The sequence below is a fragment of the Anaerolineales bacterium genome (assembly GCA_030583885.1).
GTDB lineage: Bacteria > Chloroflexota > Anaerolineae > Anaerolineales > Villigracilaceae > Villigracilis.
On sequence record CP129480.1, the window covers coordinates 459,514 to 480,094 of the forward strand.

Sequence of the window (20,581 nt, forward strand, 5' to 3'; positions counted from 1 at the left end):
TCAGGTAATCCATGTCCATCGACGACCTCTCCACCCAATTCCCAACTTTTCAACGGGAACTAAAATCCTTCCTGTTGCGCATCACCGCAAGCATGCAGGATGCCGAGGATATCGTTCAAGAAACCTATCTCAAAGCCCAATTGAAATCTGACACGTTCAATGGCGAGTCGTCGTTGAAAACGTGGGTATTCAGCATTGCATCCAATCTTGCCAAGGATTTGCTTCGTTCACAAAAACGCTGGCCCGAAACTGTGACCGATATTTGCAGGGAAGAATCCCTGGGCAACCACGAATTCTTTCAAGAAGCCATGCACATTCGGCAAACGTCACCGCAGGGACAATTTGAAATCAAGGAACACATCGCTTTCTGTTTTACATGCATCTCCAAGTCGCTTCCGCTGGAGGGACATCTCGTCATTTTGCTAAAAGAGGTTTATGACTTCAAGGTCAAGGAGATCGCGCAGATACTGCAACTCTCCGAAGCCATGGCAAAATATCACCTGCACGCCAGCCGAACCAAGATGATGGACATTTTCGATCATCGTTGTTCACTCATCAACAAAGAGGGCATTTGCCACCAGTGCACCGAGTTGAACGGCATCTTCAACCCAAAGCAAAAAACTCAGGAAGAATTGATCAAACTTGAATTGGTGAGGGAAGCAGAACATCGAAGCCGGGACGAACTGCTCGACTTGCGGATGAATATCCTGCGTGAACTCGATCCGTTCACTTCTGGTGCGGCGGAACTGCAACTGCACCACCTTGAGCACAACCGCCAGGTGATGGCGAAATACCTCGAAGAAAACGCTTAAGGGCCGCCCGTCAGGGCTGGTTCACTTCACTGCTTTGCTGGTTTGCTGGACAGGTTGCCCTACACCCTATCATTTTCTGATCCCCAATCGTCTAAATAAGAAAAGGAGATCAACCGTGAACCAAAAAGCAACAACCTTAAAGAGGACATTCAGCAGAGAGACCTCGGTCAGCGCGTCCATTGCGGCTGACCCCGCCACCGTATGGGCATTACTCACCCACGCCGCGGACTACCCGCGCTGGAACTCGACCGTCACTTCTATTCAAGGTGAGATCAAGGCAGGTGCGACCATCGAACTCAAGTCGACGCTGGATGCGAAGCGGACGTTCAAATTGAAGGTCAAGGAGTTCGAGCCGCAGAAACGACTGGTGTGGGGCGACGCCATGGGAAGCCGCGTGTACAGCATCGAAAAAGTGGCAAGCGGTGTGAACTTTTCGATGACCGAGAGAATCGGCGGTCCGTTGTTCCCGCTGTTTGCAGGGATGATTCCCTCCTTCGATAAGTCGTTCGACAAATTCGCCGCCGACCTGAAGAAGGAAGCTGAATCCATCCAACGTTCGAAGAAGTAATGTTTAAGGAGAAAGAACATGGAAAAGCGTACGAAAGACAAGCCCTGGAAGTTGAAAACACCTCCGCTCACATCGGACTATGAAATGTATGTGGATATGAAGGACGGCAGAGAGATCATTGTCTGCACAGTTGGCTCAACCGTCCTGCACTACGATTATCGCTGTCTCGCCGACCTGTATGCCATGCTGAAGAAACACGGCGATTGGATGGAGTTGGGAAGCAAGGACGAAAAACAGGAACCCGTGCAGGGCACCGTGGAATATTGGGGACGCTCGCCCAATAATCCAATTGGCGGGTGGTATGGACTCAAGAAAGGCTTCCGCGGGAGATTTGCGATGTACATGCCGCCCTTGATGGAGGCGCTGGGCTTGGCTGAAGTGGAGCACAATCCGCGAAATAATCGAATGAGGGCGAAGTAGGCATCCATAGCAAGTCCGCGCGTTGAGTGTGGCGCATCGCAAGTTGTACGCCGAGCCGGCGCCGATGATGAAGTAAGCCCTTGAACCCCCGCACCAGCGGGGGTTTTTCTTGTGTTCATCTTGTCGGCGAATTTACCCCCGCTGAACGTCAGTGATTGAAGTTGACTATTTATGTAAGCTCTGTCCAAATATCTATCCGTTGAAAAATTCTTACTTGAAATCTTTCGGTAAAGTGACTATACTTTTTTTAATCCCAGGCATTACGGTCTTTGTCACCCCATGCAGGACATCGAAAGGAGCAATCGATGAAACATGCATGCAAGTTTTCATGCCAGGCGCTGTTTTTGCTACTGATCCTGTCTCTCGCCTTTCTCGCAGACTCGCGGCCGGTGGCGGCCCGGACTGATCCACCAAAAGGCCCCAGCCCGCTCTTCGTGGGATTGATGACACCGGACATTCCCTCAGAAATTTGCATGGGGCAGAAATTAACAATTGAATTTTATTTCGTATATTTACGGGGAAGTAAAGCGCCCCCATTAGTTCCTCGGATGAATGAAGCAGAAGCAAGGCTATCTTCGAAAGTGGGCACTGTTTCTCCAAAACTCTTCCGTTATACGAACGCCAAAGTTGGTGGTTCAGTGAACATAGAGAAATTCTCGTACGCCACCGGAAAGAAGGAGGGCAATGAAACCATCAACATTACAGTGTCTATGTTCGGCGAAAAAGTTGATCTTAAACCGCCGATCACGTTTAAGGTCAAAAAATGCAGCGCTTCAATGAAGTTCCATCAACGGACGAGCTTTTCATACATGATGGCGTCGGTGATCACCACCTACAGCGGCAGCGGTACCCTCAAGATGGATGAAAACGGGGGGATCAGCGGCAGCGGCACCCAGGCGATATGGAGCGATATCCCGCCCTATTCCCTGGATGGAGGTTCGTGCGTGCACAGCCCGCCTTGGGAGGGCAGTTCGGGCATCACCTTCAGCGGCCAGATGGACGACGACGGCGCCGCCGTGGTGAGCATGGAATTGGCGGCCCTGAGCGTGAACAGTACCACGCTCACCTGCACCGGCGAAGATCACAGCGCCAGTATGTCTTTTCCGGGTTATACCTACGGCGCCTGCCAGATCGTGCTGGATGATTTTAGCTTTGAATCAGGGACGTTGGACGTTCCCTTTAACTGCCCCGGTGAGGAGCCGTACACCGTTCCGATCACGATCATTCCAAGGAGGGGATCATGAACCGCGCCGCAGTTGCAGTGACCTGCCTGGCGCTGCTTGCGTTGTCATGCCGCGCCTTCGGCGTTGGAACCGATAACCAGAACGGGAACATACCACAGGCCGGGAATGTTGACCTGAGCGGCTACTTTTTACCCGACCCGACCGCGGGGCTGGATGGGCTGCAAAGTTATGTCCAGACCCTTTCCATTTCCTTCCGTGGATCGCAGAACGGAATCGCGTTTGAGTACATCGATACTTACCGCCAGGAAGCCAACCGCCAAATCAACGCGCAATTCACCTTTGTGGATATTGCCAGGCTTGAAGGCGGCCGGGATAACATTCTCTCCGGGCACCTTGGCGAGGCCTATTACTCACAAATGGATGACGGCGAATGCCGTGTTTCATGGGGCGAGCGCGCGGAAGGTAGCCAGCCATTTGTGCCGGCACGATTGCTGCCTCCCCTGCTTTCCGCCAGGGAGGGCGGCCAGGAGCCGGTGAATGGAGTCCAGGCCCGGCGCTATGATTTCGATGCCGCTGTCTTGGAATATCCACCCAGCACAACCGTGGAGGGGCAGGTATGGCTGGCTGAAGCGGGCGGATATGTGGTGAAGTACTCGATGCGGATTCAGGGCGCAGGTGATTTTTTTGGGGAGGGTGTGCAGGGGGAACAGGCATTTGAATATGAACTTGACCAGGTGGACACGTTCGAAGGTCCGCAGCTGCCGCAGGGTTGCCTGGCGGTGCTGACCGATTTCCCGATCATGGATGACGCGTTCGACATCCAGCGGTTACCGGGCGTGCTGGCCTATACCAGTTCCTCCGACACAGCGCAAATCAAGGATTTTCACGAACAGCAACTTCAGGATAGGGGTTGGGGGGCCGGCAGTACGCATTTCATCCCGGATGGTGGAACCACGCTGGTGTTCATGCATATGGAGGAACTGCATATCACCTACGTCACCTTGCAGGCCGCTGCGGCCGGTACTTGGGTGACGGTGAAGGTCGAGCCAATGCAGCCATCCCTGCCGGGCCTGATGCCGCTACCTTGAAGAAACGAACTCCGCGCGGGGATGACCGGGGGGAGCCATTGTCTGTGGTGAAATAAATGGTGAATGTAAAACGAGGAACTCCCGGCACAAATGTGCCGGGAGTTTTTTGTAAAAATGCTCGCCGCCAGGGTGAGGGGGGCACCCTAACGACGAGCAGGTACATTCTATCAGAAAATCAATGGTAAAACCAGTCCGTGCGGAGGCGAGCGTGAGCGCGGGCAGTTATATCGTTTTCGACATCGGCCTGCTCTTCGTCGCCTTGACACTGGGATTGACTCCCATTGCCTTCGTCCTGCGCAATAAAGGGTGATCTTTTCAGGAGATACAGTAGCCTGGTAAACTTTTTTAAGAATAGCGTACTTGTTCTTACCGCGACTTTGCGTTATCATGATTCTGTCAGGGGTGGCTGCACCCCACAAATCCCATTATCTCTTAAGAGGAGAAGATATGAACAAACGTTTGTCTTTCGTCCTGCTGGCGATCTTCGTTTCCGTTGCGATGATCCTCAGCGCCTGCGGCGCTCCTGCCACAGAAGCCCCCGCTCCCACTGCAGTTCCGCCCACCGCAGAGCCTACTGAAGAGCCAACTCCTGAACTTGGTTCACCTGAACAACCGATCAAGGTACTCTTCGTTCCATCCGTGGATGTAGACTTCATGATCGAGAGCGGCGCCCTGATTGAACAAGCATTGAATGAAGCCACCGGTCTGACCTTCGAGGTCAGCGTGCCCACCTCCTACGCCGCAACTATTGAGGAAATGTGCGCTTCGCCTGATGACACCATCGGGTTTATCCCGGCAGTCCCTTATGTGCTTGCCAATCAACTGTGTGGCGTTCAGCCCGGCTTAGCGGCCGAACGCCGCGGCTGGAATATCTACTGGACCGGCTTCTTCGTCGCCCGCGACAGCGAATTCCAGACCCTCGAGGATCTGGCTGGCGCCAAGTGGGCTTACCCGGATGCCAGCTCCACTTCAGGTTACCTGTACCCCGCATCCATCTTTTCTGATTTGGGCATCGAAGTTGGCGAAACAGTCGAGGCTGGCGGTCACCCACAGTCCATCCTGGCGGTATATAACGGACAGGCTGATGTCGCCACCGCCTTCTTCAGCCCTCCCTTGTTGCCGGAAGGCCGTTGGGCAATAGGTGATTCCCCAGAGGTTCCTGATGATGTGCTGGATTCCTGCGCCCCGAATGCAGAGGGTGAGTTGTGGTGCGGTGACTACCGTGTGCTGGATGCCCGCGGAAGCGTAACCGGTGATGCGCCTGACATCGTCCAGAAGGTCCGTCTCCTGACCCTCTCCAAGGAAATTCCCAACGATACCATGTCCTTCTCCCCGAATTTCCCTGACGAGTTGAAGCAGGTCATCATTGATGCTTTGATCGAATTTATCGATCTCGAAAACCCGGCCTGCGCCGACTCCCTTTGCAACGAGAAATTCTACAGCTGGACCGCAGCCGGACCAATCGCAGATGAGAACTTTGACGGCGTCCGCATTCTGGTTGCCCAACAAGGGATCACTCTCGAAAACCTTGGTGAGTAGTATTAGACGCTTTACCATTTCTTGCCCCAGGGAAACCTGGGGCAAGATTTAAATATGGGTATTATTCATTTCTAAATTTATTCTTTTCGCCCACATTTTTAAAATTGAACATTTAAAATTGAACACAAGAAAGGCGGTCTTTCACCATGCTAGAAGTCAAAAACCTCTCCAAAGTGTATGATGGTGACGTGCAGGCCCTTAAGAACGTCAGTTTTAACGTGAAGCAGGGTGAATTCCTGGCCGTGATCGGATTAAGTGGCTCTGGAAAATCCACTCTCTTGCGCTGTATCAACCGTCTGATCGAACCCACGGAAGGACAGATCATTTGGAACGGGCAGGATGTTACCGCTGCCAGTCAGGATGAGATGCGCCGCATCCGTCGCAAGATCGGTATGGTTTTTCAGCACTTTAATCTGGTATCCCGTTCAAAAGTCATCACCAATGTCCTGGCGGGGAGGCTTGGATATGTCCACCCCATGTTGAGCGCCTTTAACCGCTTCCCAAAAAGCGATATTGAAATGGCTCTCGCCCAACTCGACAAAGTTGGCATTATGAACCAGGCATACAAGCGCGCTGACGAACTCAGCGGTGGTCAACAGCAACGGGTGGGGATCGCGCGCGCCATGATGCAGGAACCCGCCATGATCCTGGCAGATGAACCTGTCGCCAGTTTGGACCCCGTCCTAGCTCATTCCATCATGCAACACCTCGAGAAGATCAACAAGGAAGACGGCGTCACCGTCATTTGCAGTCTGCACTTCCTGGACTTGGTACACCGATACGCCGACCGAGCCATTGCGCTCAACGATGGAATATTAATGTTCGATGGACCACCCAATCAAATCGACGACGAAAAATTCCGGGAAATCTACGGCAAAGACGCAGAGCGTGTGGGATAAAGGAGTTTTCAATGAAAAATAAATCATTACTGCGATCTCTATTTGTTGGGCTGCTAACTCTCCTTGTCTTCATCACATTCGCGTATGGCTTTTCGGTCACCAACATTAACTTCGAAGAGACCCGCTCTGAAAGACGTGTGGCTTCACTTACGCGAATTCTCAGGGCTTTGGCGCATCCAAAAATTCTCGATTACGAATTTGAGTCGGTGGATGTTGAGATACCCTTCTATTTGGGATGTCCCGAAGAAGGCGTTACACCCCATCAAGTAGAACGCTCAGGGGCGTTCATCCTGACCAGTGTCGCATGTGCCGATCCCAAGGAAACCATCATAGTGGAAGGATACAACTTCCAGGAAAACTCATCCGGACCCATCAACTTCATCGGGTTCAGCCCCGATGCTCCTGACGGGGTTCCTTTGCAGATGGGAAGTTTTCAGGCGGATGCACAGGGAAATTTCCGGGTAGAAGTCACCATCCCCAACCGTCAGGTCAAGGAAGAACCGCAAGCCATCCGCGCCACCGGAAGAGTGCCAGTTGGAGTTCCCATGATCTCCCGGGAAGCCCTGGTCACCTGGGAAAAAATTGTTGAAACTGTGTTTATGGCGCTGCTTGCCACTGCTTTTGGCACTTTATTAGCCATCCCAATCAGCTTCTTTGCCGCCCGCAACTTGATGTCGGATATAAAGAGTACGCTCAGCCATATTTCCCTTTCGCTGATTGGATGGCCTCTGGGTATCTGGCTGGGGATTAAGGCTAGTGACCTTCTCACGACCTTGTTATCGCCCCTCTTAAATACGTTTCTTCCCACGCTGGTGGGCGCAATCATCCTGCCGGTTTTGGGATTTTGGTTCGTAAGGTGGTTCCTTTCCATCCAGGATGATGATGCAGAGTCACAATTAAAAAAACGGCTCTCAAATCTACTCTACACATTGATCGCAGCCATCCTGGTACTTGCCTCGATTAAGTTCTTTGGAGATATTTTCCTTCAGGCTGGCCGTTACCTTACGCAAAATCAAGAGGCTCCGCTTTTCTTCATTCGAAAGTTTGTTTTCCAAGTGGGTGACATCGTGACCATGGTGTTACCCGCCCTTGCCGGCGTGATCGGCGGTGGGATTTTTGGCGGACTATTTGGTAATTTTGGTCAGACAATCAGCGACAGAATCGCTCCCGCAACTGGGAAAGTCATCAACCTGATCGTCACCCCGCTTGCCGGTGCTTTGGTAGCGGTTCTGACCATGCAGGGAATAGATTGGTTGTATCAGTTCAACAACCCGTCCATCACAGTCCACTGGCCCGCTGGGATTGGCGCGATCATCGGACTGGCCCTGGCAATCACAGCCTCGCCAAAGAAATCGCTGCCAATCGGGATCATCTTCTACGGAATCATCCGCACCATTCTAAATGGTACCCGTTCCATCGAAGCCCTTGTCATGGCAATCGTTTTTGTCGCCTGGGTGGGTCTTGGACCATTTGCAGGTGCGCTTGCGTTGGGACTGCATACGATCGCCTCGCTTGCAAAATTGTATTCCGAACAGGTGGAAAGCATCATGTCCGGACCTATAGAAGCCATACAAGCCACCGGCGCAAATCGTTTACAGACCATCATCTACGCTGTCGTCCCGCAGATCGTCCCGCCTTATATTTCCTATACCATGTACCGCTGGGACATCAACGTACGCATGTCAACGATCATTGGTTTTGTCGGCGGCGGCGGAATTGGTTTCATCCTTCAGCAGAACATCAACCTGCTTAACTACCGGGCGGCCAGTGTCAACATGCTGGCCATTGCGATCGTTGTTTCCATGATGGATTACATATCATCCAAGATCAGGGAAAAATATGTGTAATTTTGCTGATATACAACAACAGGAAAAACTGATAGAGTGAAAAGCATTGTGCCGCAGATCGTCCCGCCGTATATTTCCTACACCATGTACCGCTGGGACATCAACGTGCGCATGTCCACCATCATCGGTTTCGTGGGCGGTGGCGGGATCGGCTTCCTGCTCCAGCAGAACATCAATCTGTTGAACTGCCGCGCGGCCAGCGCGCAGATGATCGCCATCGCGGTCGTTGTCTCGTTGATGGATTACATCAGCTCGGTGATGCGCGAAAAGGTCGTATAAAATATCTGGGAAACAAAAAGGACTGGCTCTTTGAAGCCAGTCCTTTTTGTTTATGTTTTATCGCCCTGCATTTGCATTTTGTATTTTTTCACGGCGCGCCAGCCGACCAGCATCTTTTCCTTTTCATCCCACAGACGGAAGTAGAGCGACTTCAAACTGTCTCGAAAGGTAAGCGGCTCGATCTGGAAAATCGGGTTTTCATTGTGGCATTCCTCCAGCTTGTAGTTCGGAATCTTCGGGCTGAGGTGGTGGATATGATGGAATCCGATGTTGCCGGTGAACCACTGCAGGACTTTGGGAAGTTTATAGAACGAACTGCCGTCCATGCCGGCCCTGAAGAACTCCCAGTTCTGGTGCCGTTCCCAGTAGGTCGGCTCGAAGTTATGCTGGACGTAGAACAACCACACACCCGCACCGCATGCCATGAGCAGAATGGGGATCTCGACCAGTAAATATGCCTGCCAGCCGATGTGATAGACCGCCCAGCCGACAAATGCGAAGAGGGCGATGTTCGTCCAGATCACGCTGTTCTTCTCGCGTTTGCCTGCGTCTTTTTCCCAGAAGCGGTGCGCAAATACGAAGACGATCAGCGCGCCCACGGTGAAGAGGATCAACGGACTTCGCATGATGCGGTAGCCGATCTTCTTATACCAGGGCGCAGCCAGGTATTCCTCCACCGTCATGGTATAGACATCGCCGATGCCGCGGCGGTCCAGGTCACCGGCGGTGGCATGGTGAATCGCATGGGAATGTTTCCATGCAAAATAGGGAGTCCATACAGCCACACCAAGCAAAAGCCCCAATCGGTTGTTTGCCAGCGGCGTGCGGAAGAAGGAACCGTGACAACAATCATGGAAGATGATGAACATGCGCACCATGAAGCCCGCCGCAGGGACGGTCAACAGGAGGGTCAGCCAGTAGCCAACTTCCAGACTGCGGTATGCGAGATACCACAACACGAAGAACGGGATGACCGAATTAAACACCTGCCATACACTGCGCCATGTTTCCGGGTAGGCATATTTTGAAACAACCGACTGCCATTTTATTTTTCCAATACTCATTTTTATCTCCTATTTAAACAAAAAACAGCCGGAACACTGTAACATGGCCGCAGAGGCTACCTTGTCCCTATCATACCCTGATATTCCAGATATGCGGTAACACCATTGACCCAATGCTGAACGCCGTCAATGCGGATGGAGGGATCGTCACAACTGCTGAATACGCCGCCGGTATACTTTAATGTAATTTCGTCGCTGATGTCAAAGTTGCAGTTGTTATCCGGCAATTGCCGCGCGCGGACGAACGCGATGAACGTGCGGATCTCGCGGTCCAGCCACTGATGCTCCGCGCCGGAGAGATAAAACGCCTGGGCCAGCGCCGCGAGCGCCTCCACTTTGGTGGCGGCGGAAATGCTGGTATTGCCGGAATTCAGCGAGCGGACCTGCCCGGCAAGGATGGTGTCTGCGATCTGCATTGCATAGCTTTTATCGGTATTGTTGAGTGTGTCCAGGCGGGCAAGCATGGCAAATGCATAACTGTGCCAGTGGTCCTCCGTGACGGGCTGTGCGACCATGTACGCATTCACTTCACGTGCCTGTTCAAGCCAGAAATCGTTACCCGTCATTTCGTTGAGCTGTAAAAGCGCAAATAAACTTTCGCCGGGAAAATAGGTGACAAAATAATCAGGGTCCATTGTGCCGGCAAAATGCGGGTCAAACAAATGGTGGAAACCGCCGTCAGGCTTTCGCATGGACACGATGAAATTTCCCAGATCCGTGGCGGTTGTGAGCAGGTTGCGGTTCTTCAACATAAACCTGCCGCTGGCCTGCCAGCGCTTGTAGATGGCGTCAACGGTCAATGCCGCACCGCCCAATGGGCAGCCGCCGTTCGTATATAGACATGTCCCCTTGAATCTTTGCGGGTCACTCACCAGCAATTCAAGGTAATGGTTCAACGCGCGGTCTCCCGCTTCGCAATATTTTGAATCCCCCGAAACCCGGCAAATGGTATAAAGAGCCCCCGTCCCTGCGATCAGGCGGATATCCGAGGGAACATACGACCTCTGGTTGTTCAGGAAATTCACCTGATAGGAAAGTTCGCCGTTTGCCAGTTGCTGGCGCACCAAATAATCAGCGGAGGCGATCACCGCCTCCTTGAGCGGGCTGTCTTCAATGGGAATGACCTCAGGGGTACGCGCAGGCGTCAATGTGGGCGTGGATGGTAAAACCACAGGCGGGGCCACGACGGCCACTGGCTGCTCCCTGCCCATCGCCCCCAAAAAATAAAACACCAGCATGATCCCCGCCACAAGAATTTTTTTAGGCATGCATTTTCATTCCATTCTTTCAGGGAACTTTTGCCATCAAATCCCGCAGGGATAATTCAGCCAGGGATGAAATCGTCATATCACCGGAGACACCCATCTTCGCCGTCAATGGGTTGGGAACAGCCACCACGAAGATCCCCGCATGGCGGGCAGCCTGCACACCATTGGGAGAATCCTCGAAGACGACCGCCTCCGTGTTCTGGACTTTGAGCCGCTCCAGGACCTTCAAATAAATATCCGGGTTGGGTTTTGTCCTGCCGGGCGCCACATCCTCCTGACAGATAATATGCTTGAAACAATGAAAGATGCCGAGTCGTTTTGCGTGCGCATCCACCCATGAATGAGGGGAACTGGAACCAATGGCAATCTGCAATCCCGTCTCTCTGGCCTGTTCGATTAAGTTCAATACTCCGGGCATCACCGAACTGGCGTGGATGAGCAGGTCTGATTCTCTTCGGTAGCGCGTGCGCATCGCCGCAGGATCCAGCCGTCTCTGGGAAAGAAGCGAGAGATGATCCGCCGCGTCGAAGGTCGAGATGCCGTATCCGCCGATCGTCTTTTCCCATTCATGGACGGGGAGTTCAAATCCGTGTTCGCGGTAAATGGACTGCCAGACCAGGACCTCAGGCGTCTCGGTGTCGAGAATCAGCCCGTCGAAATCAAAGATAAGTGCCTTAAGCATTTATGGAAACCGCCTGACAAATTCTGAAATTGCTTCCCATATTTTTATATCCTTCACACCGTCGGTGTTGATCACCGCCAGCACTTCATCGAGCATGGCCTTCATGGCCGCATACTCACGCTGGGCCTCGGAATCCGAGCCAAAGAAACGCGTATGATCCATCCAGCCGTACAGATTGCATGAAACTGAAATATACCCCCTGCCGCGTTTTAATATAATGCGCGCACCATTGGGATGTTCTTCATCGTTCATGATCACAGCGCCCTCGGCGCCCACCATGCCGATGCTGCGGCCATCATCAAACGCAGACCAATTACTCATCCACTTCCATTCTGCTGATGCGCGAAGGCTGCACACCCACATGTGTCGGGACCGCACGCACGGTCTGGCCGTTCCTCACCAGATGCGCAAGATGTTTTACCATCACGGCCTGCCGCGCGGAAGCCTTTGCCCCAAGATCTTCCAACACCGGTTCTAGCCAGGCTTGATACGAACGCACATTCAAATAGACGGGACGTCCGCCGCGGTCCGTCAGGCCTGAAACAAGCGATGCGATTTTTTGACTGACCTTGTTCTCATCCGGATGAATGAACGGCGTCAGCACCATGCCATACATTCCAGAAGTCACACTTGCAAAACACTTCATCTCCTGATGCACGAAACCGATCACACGGTTCGGCGCAGGTTCAACAGGATGCAATAACTGCGGGACAATTTGATAATGCAGACTTTGCACCGCGTGCAAATCGACGGACCGCATCCGCCTCCAGTCTCCGCCGCTGCCTGCCTTCGCCTTTTCCAGCAGACTCGCATCCCAGACCCTCTGCCACGCATAGACGGAAAAACCGGTCATCCGCAACGCGGGGAAGACGTCACTCGTTTCGTCCACTTCTGCAATCACATGAAACGCCTGCCATTCGCCAGCCTGAAGTGCAAGATGCTCGATCAAGACAGGCAGTTGCGGATCATACAATCTGGATGAAGGCGCGAGATACAACAACTTTGCAAAGGTCTCACCGCGGGTGTGGATGACGCCCCCCAATAAAACAGACTCACCGCCGTTGTCAACCGCCGCATACAAATGACGCGCCGGGTTGATGTAGGCCAGCAGTCCCATCGCACCCAGGGGATGGCCGCGCGTGAGGGCGCGCGCGCTATCGAGGGTAAGCACATCGTTTCGATAGCGTGCGATGGTGGGGAGGTCGAGAAAATCAAGTGGGCGAATGGTCATTGGATGTTTTATGTCATTGCGAGCGCACTTTGCGAAGCAATCCCCTGATATGAGGAGCTTGCATCGTCGTTCACTTTGTTCGCTCCTCGCAACGACATGTCAACTTGCGAGCGAAATAAAATACTCATGAAAGCGCGTATCGTCCGTCAACTCAGGATGGAACGAGGTCGCCAGCAAATGGCCCTGCTGCGCCGCGACGATGCGTCCATCTTCCAGTTTCGAAAGCACCTTCACTTTTTTACCAACCGAGTCAATGATCGGTGCGCGGATGAAGACCGCGTGATAGGAATGTTCCGTGCCGGTGACGTTGAACAACTCATCGATCTCAAGATCGGTCTCGAACGAGTCCACCTGCCGTCCAAACGCATTGCGCCGGATCTTGATATCCATCAACCCAAGCAGGGGCTGGTCGCGCCCGATATCCCTGGAAAGGAAGATCGCACCCGCACACGTTCCCCAAATGGCATGGGACTTTCCAAACTCGCGCAACGGTTCCATCAACTCGTACGCCACCGCCAGTTTGCCGATCGTCGTGGATTCGCCGCCGGGCATGATCAATCCATCCAATCCATCGAGATGTTTCGGTAAACGTACTTCGGCAGTCTCCATGCCGATTCTTTTGAGCATGGAACTATGTTCTGAAAAATCGCCCTGCAGGGCGAGAACTCCAATTTTCATTTTTGGACCATGGACGGTAGACCGTTCGGTTTTACCAGCCACGCACTGCCAGACGTTCCGCTTCTGGCATTTGTGCGGCATTGCGGCCCACCATGGCTTCGCCGAGATTCTTGCTCACTTCCGCGAGGATGGAGGCATCCTGATAATGCGTCACCGCTTTGACGATGGCTTGTGCACGCTGGGTGGGGTTGCCGCTCTTGAAGATGCCCGAGCCAACGAACACGCCGTCGACGCCGAGCTGCATCATCAAGGCCGCATCCGCGGGAGTCGCAACACCGCCCGCCGCAAAATTGACCACGGGCATGCGTCCGAGTTCCTTGGTCTCTTTCACCCATTCATACGGCGCGCCGTTGTTCCTGGCGAAGGTCATCAATTCTTCATCGCTCATCGTCTGCAACTGGCGGATCGCACCAATCACCGTACGGGCATGACGCACCGCTTCGACCACGTCGCCGGTGCCTGCTTCACCCTTCGTACGGATCATCGCCGCGCCCTCACCGATGCGGCGCAATGCCTCGCCGATGTTGCGGCATCCGCATACGAACGGCACTTTGAAGTTGTGTTTCAAAATATGATGTTCTTCATCTGCGGGGGTGAGCACTTCGGATTCGTCGATGTAGTCCACGCCAAGCGATTCGAGAATCTGTGCTTCCACGAAATGACCGATGCGACACTTCGCCATCACCGGGATGGACACCGCATCCATGATCTTCAGGATCATGTCGGGGTCGGACATGCGCGCCACACCGCCGTCCGCGCGGATATCGGCAGGCACACGTTCCAACGCCATCACCGCGCACGCACCCGCATCCTCCGCGATCTTGGCCTGCTCGGCATTCACCACATCCATGATGACGCCGCCTTTCAACATTTGGGCTAAACCTTTTTTCTCTGTCCAGGTACCAGTCTTTGCTTCCATTGAGTTACTCCTTGTAGTAATTGCATATAAATTCTACCATGCAGACTATCTTTAAATCATAAGAGGACTGTAAACACGAATCGCCTCGCCTTGGCTGAAACCTGACACTGCGAAAGAGCAGGATTCTCCTCTTGACAAAATACACCGGAGTGCTACAATGCATACAATGATACAATTAGTACAATAAAGGATCGCCCATGAAAGAAAAACAACTCACCCTGCAACTTGACTTTCATTCAGGGCTGCCCATCTACACCCAGATCGTGAACCAGATCCAAAGTCAACTGGTGAACGGGATATTGAAACCAGGCGATCAACTGCCGACCATCCGTGCATTGGCCTTGGAACTACGTGTCAACTTCAACACCGTGGCACGTGCCTATCGTATCCTGGACGAAGCCCGCATCATCTCCACGCAACAAGGACGCGGAACATTCATCACAGAGATCCCGCCGCCAGAGGTCAGTGAAAAACTGCGCAGCGAGTCCCTGCTGGAACTGACAGACCGATTCATCAGCGAGGCTGTTCGGTTGGGATTTTCGAAGCGCGAGGTCAGCCTGATGGTCGGAGGCAGGTTGAAGTCCAGAAAAGAAGCGAATGACGAAGATGGTGAAGAATCATGAAGAAGGAGAATGTCAAAATGAATTCAAGATACCTTAAGTCGCTTGTTCAAAACAAAAAGGAAGACCAGCACATCCCGCCAATTGCAGGGACTATTTTTGCCGTGTTCCTGTTGATCTCCGTTCTCGGCGCGATCCTTGGTGACGGGAAATATTCCGATGCCATGCTTGGCGGCTGGGTTGTTTTTTGGATGTTGATCGGCGTGTATATTTTGTTCGCGTTGAAGGTCGCATCGCAATGGGAGAAGGTCATCGTGTTGCGGCTCGGCAAGTTTCACGGGCTGAAGGGACCCGGCTTGTTCTGGATCATTCCCATCGTGGACACGACCCCAACGTGGATCGATCACCGCGTGATGGTCACGCCGTTCGCCGCGCAGAAAACGCTGACAAAAGACACCGTGCCTGTAGACGTGGATGCTGTATTATTTTGGGTGGTATGGGATGCCGAGAAAGCCGCGTTGGAAGTGGAAGACTACCGCGCCGCCGTGGACTGGGCGGCACAGACCGCGCTGCGTGACATCATCGGCAAGAAGATGCTGGCGGATATTCTCGTCGGGCGCAGTTCGATCGATCAGGAACTGCAACAGGTCATTGACGAGCGCACAACGCCGTGGGGTGTGACGGTTCAGTCGGTGGAGATTCGCGATATCGTCATCCCGCAGGATCTGGAAGATGCCATGTCGCGGCAGGCACAGGCGGAACGCGAACGTCAAGCGCGTGTCATCCTCGGCGAATCCGAAAAGCAGATCGCAGCGTCCTTTGCAGAAGCTTCACAGGCATACATCAACAATCCCACGGCGCTGCATCTGCGCGCCATGAACATGCTCTTCGAAGGTCTGAAGGAAAAGGGTGCGCTGATCATCGTACCGTCGTCCGCAGTGGATACGATGAATCTCGGCGGGCTGAGCGGCATGGTTGCGCTGGGACAGAGCCACCTGCCGAAGGAAGATAAATAATCCCGCAGGGGCGCATGCGGCACGGCGCCCCTGCAAATAACGTTTCACGTGAAACAACAGAAAGGAAATCGAATGTCAACCAAACTCACCGCCATCCTCGTTCTCATCTTGGTCGCCGCGGCCGTCATTGCGGGCGCGCTCTTGTGGAATCAACTGCCTGGGCAGATGGCTTCGCATTGGAATGCGAACGACGAAGTGGACGGCTATATGTCCAAATTCTGGGGCGTGTGGATGATGCCGCTGGTTACGCTCGGCATGTTCGCGCTGTTCCTCGCCATCCCAAACATCGACCCGCTCAAGGCGAACATCGCGCAATTCCGCGGCGTATTCAATCTCTTTATCCTGTTCATCACCGCGTTCATGCTCTATATCCACGGGCTGACGCTCGCCTGGAACCTCGGGTATCAAAACTTCAGGATGAGCGCTGCGATGCTGCCGTTCATGGGCATCCTGTTCATTGCCGTCGGTTACATGCTCAGGCAGGCGAAGCGCAACTGGTTCATCGGGATTCGGACTCCCTGGACTCTCTCCAGCGATACCGTTTGGGACAAGACGCATCAACTCGGCTCGGTGTTGTTCATGGCTTCGGGAGTTTTCGCCTTCCTTGGAGCCTTCTTCGGCGGTCCAACCGCTGTATGGCTGACGCTTGCGCCCGTCCTTGGCTCGGCGGTCTTCCTGGTGATCTACTCCTTTGTGCTGTACCAGCGCGAGACGAAAGCGTAGCCAAACCTGTTTCACGTGAAACAAGGAAAACAACATGAAAAAACCGTTCAACTGGAAGATCTTTTTCATCGTATGGATCGCGGCAGTCTTTGGTGTTATTGCCGTCATCCCATACACGCTGACGTTACAAGGCACAATCTTGCAGGAACTGGAATTACCAATTCCTGTACCGCTTCTTCTCGCCATTCAAATTGGTCAGAACGCCGTGATGTTTGCCATACTGACAGCGCTCGGCCTCTTCTTCGCCAACCGCGTCGGTCTTGGAACCCCGATCCTGGAGGCGAAACTGGCAGGAGAATCCGTCGCTGACAAAGTGCGGGCGATCCTGCCGATGAGCATCGGCATCGGCGTGGCTGCGGCAGGGCTTATCCTCGTGTTAGACGTCGCCATCTTTCAACCTGCCTTGCTACGCGAGTTGGGTGATGCCGCAGAAGCCCTGGCAAGCGGATCCGTAAAGCCGCCTGCATGGCAGGGATTTCTTGCATCGTTCTATGGCGGAATCACTGAAGAGATTCTACTGCGCCTGTTCGTCATGTCGCTGTTCGTGTGGCTTGGTTCGTTTATCAGCAAAACCGCGGAAGGCAAACCAACCAGTGCAGTGTTCTGGGTTGCAAACATTCTTGCGGCTGTCCTTTTTGGTCTGGGGCATTTGCCTGCCACGGCAAATCTTCTTCCGCTCACGCCACTGGTCATCACACGCGCCATCATTCTGAACGGCGTGGCGGGTGTCGCGTTCGGCTGGCTGTACTGGAAACGCGGACTTGAATCCGCGATCATTGCGCATTTCTCAGCAGATATTGTTTTGCATGTGTTGCTGGCGTTATAACCTTCACGTTCAATGTAATACTAGAGTGTGGAAACCATGAAAATACGAGAAACCATTGTGGTTGAAGCAAGAGGTCTGCTCAAAAAATACCCGGGCGTGACTGCTGTAAACAATGTATCTTTTGAAGTGCATGAAGGAGAAATCTTTGGAATGGTGGGACCAAACGGAGCCGGAAAAACAACAGCCATTGAGTGCATAGAGGGTCTACGCAAACCGGATCGGGGCAGCATACGAGTACTGGGCTTGGACCCGCAGCAGGATGGATATGAGCTGCGGGAACGCATCGGCATCCAGTTTCAGTCCGCCGCTCTTCCTCCTCGAATCAAGGTGGGAGAAGCGTTAGATCTTTTCGCCTCCTTCTACCGAAAATCGGTGGAATGGCGACAACTGTTGGAACAAGTAGGGTTAGAATCGAAGGATGGCGCCTACGTTGATAAGCTTTCCGGCGGGCAAAGACAGCGGGTGTTCATTGCCATGGCGCTGCTCAACGACCCGGAACTGGTCTTCCTGGACGAATTAACCACAGGGTTGGATCCTCAATCACGGCGGGCAGTATGGGACCTGATAGAGGACATCCGCAAGCGGGGGAGGACCGTCTTCCTCAGCACGCATTTTATGGAAGAAGCGGAGCGCCTATGTGACCGGGTGGCAATCGTGGATCATGGGAAAATTGTGGCACTTGACACGCCGGGCAGTCTGATCGCTTCACTACGAGCGGAAAACAGGGTGGTCTTCAATGTTGTTGAACCTTTCGACGAAGAATCCCTGCGGCGGATCCCCAGTGTCAGTCGGGTTGAGCGGATCGGCGAACGAGTCATTGTCTACGGACAAAGGGAGGGATTGGTCAGCGGTGTGGTCAACGCCCTAGACTCCGGCGCCACGCGCTTCAATGATCTGCGCACCGAACAACCGACGTTGGAAGACGTATTCCTGGCATTGACTGGAAAGAAAATGAGGAATTAAATGATACAAATCCGAGCTTTACAGAAACTTGTAATTGCCCAGGTCAGGCTTTCCCTGCGGGATCCGATGGGTGTGTTCTTTATACTGTTGTTTGCTCCCTTGCTGTTGATCTTTATGGGATTCATTTTTGGGAACGAACCTGACCCAATGTCCGGCGGACGCGGGGCACTGGATGTTTTTCTGCCATCCTATGCGGCGATCGTCATCGCCGTGGTTGGGTTGATGAGCGTGTCCGTCGAAACCACGGGTCGGCGGGAGGCAGGGGTCCTGCGTCGGTTCCGCGCCACGCCATTGCGTCCGCTCACCTATATCCTTGGCGACGTGTTGACACACTTTGCAATGACGATTCTGGGTATTTTCCTGCTGTTCCTTCTTGGCGTCACCGTGTATAAAGTTCGTTTTGACGGCAGTCCATTGCCTCTCATCATGGGAATTTGCCTGAGTACTGCCGCGTTTATTTCCCTCGGGTTTGTTCTTGCGAGCCTCGCTCCCAACCCCCGCACAGCGACGATCATCGGGAATGTGCTTCTTTTTCCTATGATGGCACTTTCCGGAACGACCTTTCCGCTGGAGTTGATGCCGGAGGCGGTTCGCAACACATCCCGGTTTGTTCCTATGACCCATGTGGTCACGCTGCTAAGAGGGTTATGGTTCGGCGAAACGTTCGGTGAACACCTTATGGAAGTGGCTGTGCTTGGTGGGATCATTATCATGGGAACGATCATTGCGACGTGGACATTTCGCTGGGAATAGCAACGATGTTTCGCCAGAACCTCAAGCAAAACGATAAGGAAACGATGATGAACGATCAACTTCAAAAATGGGAATACCGCGTGCAAACCGTCGGCGGATTTTTCAAAGGAGTCCCCGCCGATGAATTGGAGACACTTCTCAATGAATGGGGCGAGGAAGGTTGGGAGGTCGTGTCCACACACATCCTTGAGAACGCGAACAAGATCAATGTGATCGCAAAACGTCCGCTCACGCGTGAGACGATCCGACGGCGCTCGATGCCACAGTACAAATATTAATGTTGGAGGAAAAATGTTGGAAAAAAATCCCTGACCTGGTTTCTGGTCATCACGTTCATCTTCTCGTGGACGTTGTTCATTGCACCACTGGCATTCGGTGATATGGATGCCACAACCAAACAACTGGCGATACAGGGTTTATGGGCAACTGCCATGTGGGGACCGGGCATCGCCGCAATCATCGTCACGTTATTCGTTGCGAAGAAACCGTTCAGCAGTCTGCGGTTGAATACGCTGGGACCGAAACGCTTCTATTTGTGGGCATGGCTGCTGCCAATTCCCCTGACCATTTTCGGCGGTCTGCTGACAGTGCTGTTCGGCATGGCAGTACTGGACTTGGAGTTTACGATGATGCGCAGTGCAATGGAGTCTGCGGCGGGCGGCGGAGCAATTCCGGTCGGCTTGATCGTTCTCGTCCAGATCGCTTTCGCATTTACGCTGGGACCATTGATCAACGTCGTATTTGCGCTGGGCGAGGAATTGGGCTGGCGCGGGTATTTACTTCCGCAGTTGCTGCCACTCGGACAATGGAAGGCGATGGTGGTCAGCGGGGCGATATGGGGAGTCTGGCATGCGCCTGCGATCTTGCAGGGACATAACTATCCGGGCTATCCGGTATTGGGTGTGTTCATGATGATCATCTTTTGCGTGCTGCTCGGCATCATCATTTCGTGGATGTACTTGAACACAAAGAGTCCCTGGGCGGCGGCGCTGGCGCATGGATCGGTCAATGCGGTGGCGGGACTGCCGGTGCTGTTCCTTGTGCCGGGCTTTAACATGGCATTCGGCGGAACGCTGGCCGCACCGACGGCATGGATCGGCATGTTGTTGTTCATCACATGGCTGGTTTGGACGAAACGGCTCCCAGTGCAGGATCAGGTTGGGGAAACAGAGGCAGCCGTCCCTGAAGGGGAGGCGCAAACAAAATAGAACGTTTGTTCTTTTTGCAGGTCACCAAAGTTGGGCGACACATCATCGCCCAAT

The 20,581-nt window shown here is 53.3% G+C and carries 25 protein-coding genes; 18 read left to right on the forward strand and 7 right to left on the reverse strand.

Features of this window, described 5'->3' with window-relative positions:
- Positions 1-11: 11 nt before the first annotated feature.
- The 10 genes from QY332_02270 to QY332_02315 all read left to right on the forward strand — a co-directional run bounded on the left by QY332_02270 (position 12) and on the right by QY332_02315 (position 8,636).
- The gene (locus tag QY332_02270) at positions 12-812 is read left to right on the forward strand and encodes a sigma-70 family RNA polymerase sigma factor (GenBank protein WKZ36752.1); all 801 of its coding nucleotides are present in this window, start codon (positions 12-14) and stop codon (positions 810-812) included.
- Between the two features lie 115 nt (positions 813-927).
- Entirely contained in the window at positions 928-1,380 is a 453-nt protein-coding gene (locus tag QY332_02275) for an SRPBCC domain-containing protein (protein WKZ36753.1), read from the forward strand.
- Positions 1,381-1,398: 18 nt separating this feature from the next.
- Complete coding sequence (locus QY332_02280) at positions 1,399-1,800, forward strand: hypothetical protein (GenBank protein ID WKZ36754.1); 402 nt, start codon at positions 1,399-1,401, stop codon at positions 1,798-1,800.
- A 305-nt stretch (positions 1,801-2,105) separates the two neighbouring features.
- Positions 2,106-3,044: a hypothetical protein gene (locus QY332_02285; GenBank protein ID WKZ36755.1), complete on the forward strand. Its 939-nt coding sequence runs from the start codon at positions 2,106-2,108 to the stop codon at positions 3,042-3,044.
- Positions 3,041-4,072 carry a hypothetical protein gene (locus QY332_02290; protein ID WKZ36756.1) on the forward strand — a complete coding sequence of 344 codons (1,032 nt, stop codon included), beginning with the start codon at positions 3,041-3,043 and terminating at the stop codon, positions 4,070-4,072. Before QY332_02285 ends, QY332_02290 begins: the two co-directional genes overlap by 4 nt.
- A 178-nt stretch (positions 4,073-4,250) precedes the next feature.
- Complete coding sequence (locus QY332_02295) at positions 4,251-4,382, forward strand: hypothetical protein (GenBank protein ID WKZ36757.1); 132 nt, start codon at positions 4,251-4,253, stop codon at positions 4,380-4,382.
- A 137-nt stretch (positions 4,383-4,519) separates the two neighbouring features.
- The gene (gene phnD / locus QY332_02300; GenBank protein WKZ36758.1) at positions 4,520-5,611 is read left to right on the forward strand and encodes a phosphate/phosphite/phosphonate ABC transporter substrate-binding protein; all 1,092 of its coding nucleotides are present in this window, start codon (positions 4,520-4,522) and stop codon (positions 5,609-5,611) included.
- Positions 5,612-5,757: 146 nt separating this feature from the next.
- On the forward strand, positions 5,758-6,510 hold the full coding sequence (gene phnC / locus QY332_02305; protein WKZ36759.1) for a phosphonate ABC transporter ATP-binding protein: 753 nt from the start codon (positions 5,758-5,760) through the stop codon (positions 6,508-6,510).
- A gap of 11 nt (positions 6,511-6,521) precedes the next feature.
- A complete protein-coding gene (locus tag QY332_02310) occupies positions 6,522-8,357 on the forward strand; it encodes an ABC transporter permease subunit (protein ID WKZ36760.1) in 1,836 nt (611 codons plus the stop codon).
- Between the two features lie 36 nt (positions 8,358-8,393).
- Positions 8,394-8,636, forward strand: coding sequence for a hypothetical protein (locus QY332_02315; GenBank protein ID WKZ36761.1), 243 nt, complete (start codon positions 8,394-8,396; stop codon positions 8,634-8,636).
- Positions 8,637-8,686: 50 nt separating this feature from the next.
- On the opposite strand, the gene QY332_02320 is transcribed toward QY332_02315, so the two are convergent.
- From QY332_02320 to pdxS, 7 genes are all read right to left on the reverse strand, one after another.
- On the reverse strand, positions 8,687-9,700 hold the full coding sequence (locus QY332_02320) for a fatty acid desaturase (protein ID WKZ36762.1): 1,014 nt from the start codon (positions 9,698-9,700) through the stop codon (positions 8,687-8,689).
- Positions 9,701-9,756: 56 nt separating this feature from the next.
- Complete coding sequence (locus QY332_02325) at positions 9,757-10,968, reverse strand: hypothetical protein (protein WKZ36763.1); 1,212 nt, start codon at positions 10,966-10,968, stop codon at positions 9,757-9,759.
- Positions 10,969-10,987: 19 nt separating this feature from the next.
- On the reverse strand, positions 10,988-11,650 hold the full coding sequence (locus QY332_02330) for an HAD family phosphatase (protein ID WKZ36764.1): 663 nt from the start codon (positions 11,648-11,650) through the stop codon (positions 10,988-10,990).
- Entirely contained in the window at positions 11,651-11,971 is a 321-nt protein-coding gene (locus QY332_02335) for a hypothetical protein (protein ID WKZ36765.1), read from the reverse strand.
- A complete protein-coding gene (locus QY332_02340) occupies positions 11,964-12,881 on the reverse strand; it encodes a hypothetical protein (protein WKZ36766.1) in 918 nt (305 codons plus the stop codon). The genes QY332_02335 and QY332_02340 overlap by 8 nt, the downstream gene beginning before the upstream one ends.
- A gap of 99 nt (positions 12,882-12,980) precedes the next feature.
- Positions 12,981-13,559 carry a pyridoxal 5'-phosphate synthase glutaminase subunit PdxT gene (gene pdxT / locus QY332_02345; GenBank protein ID WKZ36767.1) on the reverse strand — a complete coding sequence of 193 codons (579 nt, stop codon included), beginning with the start codon at positions 13,557-13,559 and terminating at the stop codon, positions 12,981-12,983.
- A gap of 31 nt (positions 13,560-13,590) precedes the next feature.
- Complete coding sequence (pdxS, locus tag QY332_02350; protein WKZ36768.1) at positions 13,591-14,478, reverse strand: pyridoxal 5'-phosphate synthase lyase subunit PdxS; 888 nt, start codon at positions 14,476-14,478, stop codon at positions 13,591-13,593.
- A 197-nt stretch (positions 14,479-14,675) separates the two neighbouring features.
- Here pdxS and QY332_02355 point away from each other — a divergent pair, with 197 nt between their 5' ends.
- The 8 genes from QY332_02355 (at position 14,676) to QY332_02390 (ending at position 20,527) form a co-directional block, all read left to right on the forward strand.
- Positions 14,676-15,101 carry a GntR family transcriptional regulator gene (locus tag QY332_02355; protein ID WKZ36769.1) on the forward strand — a complete coding sequence of 142 codons (426 nt, stop codon included), beginning with the start codon at positions 14,676-14,678 and terminating at the stop codon, positions 15,099-15,101.
- Between the two features lie 17 nt (positions 15,102-15,118).
- Positions 15,119-16,054 carry a slipin family protein gene (locus QY332_02360; GenBank protein WKZ36770.1) on the forward strand — a complete coding sequence of 312 codons (936 nt, stop codon included), beginning with the start codon at positions 15,119-15,121 and terminating at the stop codon, positions 16,052-16,054.
- Positions 16,055-16,126: 72 nt separating this feature from the next.
- The gene (locus QY332_02365) at positions 16,127-16,777 is read left to right on the forward strand and encodes an SdpI family protein (protein WKZ36771.1); all 651 of its coding nucleotides are present in this window, start codon (positions 16,127-16,129) and stop codon (positions 16,775-16,777) included.
- A 34-nt stretch (positions 16,778-16,811) separates the two neighbouring features.
- Entirely contained in the window at positions 16,812-17,603 is a 792-nt protein-coding gene (locus QY332_02370) for a CPBP family intramembrane metalloprotease (protein WKZ36772.1), read from the forward strand.
- Positions 17,604-17,639: 36 nt separating this feature from the next.
- Positions 17,640-18,566 carry an ABC transporter ATP-binding protein gene (locus QY332_02375; protein ID WKZ36773.1) on the forward strand — a complete coding sequence of 309 codons (927 nt, stop codon included), beginning with the start codon at positions 17,640-17,642 and terminating at the stop codon, positions 18,564-18,566.
- Positions 18,567-19,319, forward strand: coding sequence for an ABC transporter permease (locus QY332_02380; protein WKZ36774.1), 753 nt, complete (start codon positions 18,567-18,569; stop codon positions 19,317-19,319).
- Between the two features lie 44 nt (positions 19,320-19,363).
- On the forward strand, positions 19,364-19,597 hold the full coding sequence (locus QY332_02385) for a DUF4177 domain-containing protein (protein ID WKZ36775.1): 234 nt from the start codon (positions 19,364-19,366) through the stop codon (positions 19,595-19,597).
- A gap of 102 nt (positions 19,598-19,699) precedes the next feature.
- On the forward strand, positions 19,700-20,527 hold the full coding sequence (locus QY332_02390; GenBank protein ID WKZ36776.1) for a CPBP family intramembrane metalloprotease: 828 nt from the start codon (positions 19,700-19,702) through the stop codon (positions 20,525-20,527).
- Positions 20,528-20,581: the final 54 nt, after the last annotated feature.

Bases quoted from the DNA above. Each gene is read 5' to 3' on its own strand.
- QY332_02270 (WKZ36752.1), top strand. From the start codon at position 12: ATGTCCATCGACGACCTCTCCACCCAATTCCCAACTTTTCAACGGGAA.
- QY332_02280 (WKZ36754.1), top strand. From the start codon at position 1,399: ATGGAAAAGCGTACGAAAGACAAGCCCTGGAAGTTGAAAACACCTCCG.
- QY332_02285 (WKZ36755.1), top strand. From the start codon at position 2,106: ATGAAACATGCATGCAAGTTTTCATGCCAGGCGCTGTTTTTGCTACTG.
- QY332_02290 (WKZ36756.1), top strand. From the start codon at position 3,041: ATGAACCGCGCCGCAGTTGCAGTGACCTGCCTGGCGCTGCTTGCGTTG.
- QY332_02295 (WKZ36757.1), top strand. From the start codon at position 4,251: ATGGTAAAACCAGTCCGTGCGGAGGCGAGCGTGAGCGCGGGCAGTTAT.
- phnD (WKZ36758.1), top strand. From the start codon at position 4,520: ATGAACAAACGTTTGTCTTTCGTCCTGCTGGCGATCTTCGTTTCCGTT.
- phnC (WKZ36759.1), top strand. From the start codon at position 5,758: ATGCTAGAAGTCAAAAACCTCTCCAAAGTGTATGATGGTGACGTGCAG.
- QY332_02310 (WKZ36760.1), top strand. From the start codon at position 6,522: ATGAAAAATAAATCATTACTGCGATCTCTATTTGTTGGGCTGCTAACT.
- QY332_02320 (WKZ36762.1), bottom strand. From the start codon at position 9,700: ATGAGTATTGGAAAAATAAAATGGCAGTCGGTTGTTTCAAAATATGCC.
- QY332_02325 (WKZ36763.1), bottom strand. From the start codon at position 10,968: ATGCCTAAAAAAATTCTTGTGGCGGGGATCATGCTGGTGTTTTATTTT.
- QY332_02330 (WKZ36764.1), bottom strand. From the start codon at position 11,650: ATGCTTAAGGCACTTATCTTTGATTTCGACGGGCTGATTCTCGACACC.
- QY332_02335 (WKZ36765.1), bottom strand. From the start codon at position 11,971: ATGAGTAATTGGTCTGCGTTTGATGATGGCCGCAGCATCGGCATGGTG.
- QY332_02340 (WKZ36766.1), bottom strand. From the start codon at position 12,881: ATGACCATTCGCCCACTTGATTTTCTCGACCTCCCCACCATCGCACGC.
- pdxT (WKZ36767.1), bottom strand. From the start codon at position 13,559: ATGAAAATTGGAGTTCTCGCCCTGCAGGGCGATTTTTCAGAACATAGT.
- pdxS (WKZ36768.1), bottom strand. From the start codon at position 14,478: ATGGAAGCAAAGACTGGTACCTGGACAGAGAAAAAAGGTTTAGCCCAA.
- QY332_02355 (WKZ36769.1), top strand. From the start codon at position 14,676: ATGAAAGAAAAACAACTCACCCTGCAACTTGACTTTCATTCAGGGCTG.
- QY332_02360 (WKZ36770.1), top strand. From the start codon at position 15,119: ATGAATTCAAGATACCTTAAGTCGCTTGTTCAAAACAAAAAGGAAGAC.
- QY332_02365 (WKZ36771.1), top strand. From the start codon at position 16,127: ATGTCAACCAAACTCACCGCCATCCTCGTTCTCATCTTGGTCGCCGCG.
- QY332_02370 (WKZ36772.1), top strand. From the start codon at position 16,812: ATGAAAAAACCGTTCAACTGGAAGATCTTTTTCATCGTATGGATCGCG.
- QY332_02375 (WKZ36773.1), top strand. From the start codon at position 17,640: ATGAAAATACGAGAAACCATTGTGGTTGAAGCAAGAGGTCTGCTCAAA.
- QY332_02380 (WKZ36774.1), top strand. From the start codon at position 18,567: ATGATACAAATCCGAGCTTTACAGAAACTTGTAATTGCCCAGGTCAGG.
- QY332_02385 (WKZ36775.1), top strand. From the start codon at position 19,364: ATGATGAACGATCAACTTCAAAAATGGGAATACCGCGTGCAAACCGTC.
- QY332_02390 (WKZ36776.1), top strand. From the start codon at position 19,700: ATGGATGCCACAACCAAACAACTGGCGATACAGGGTTTATGGGCAACT.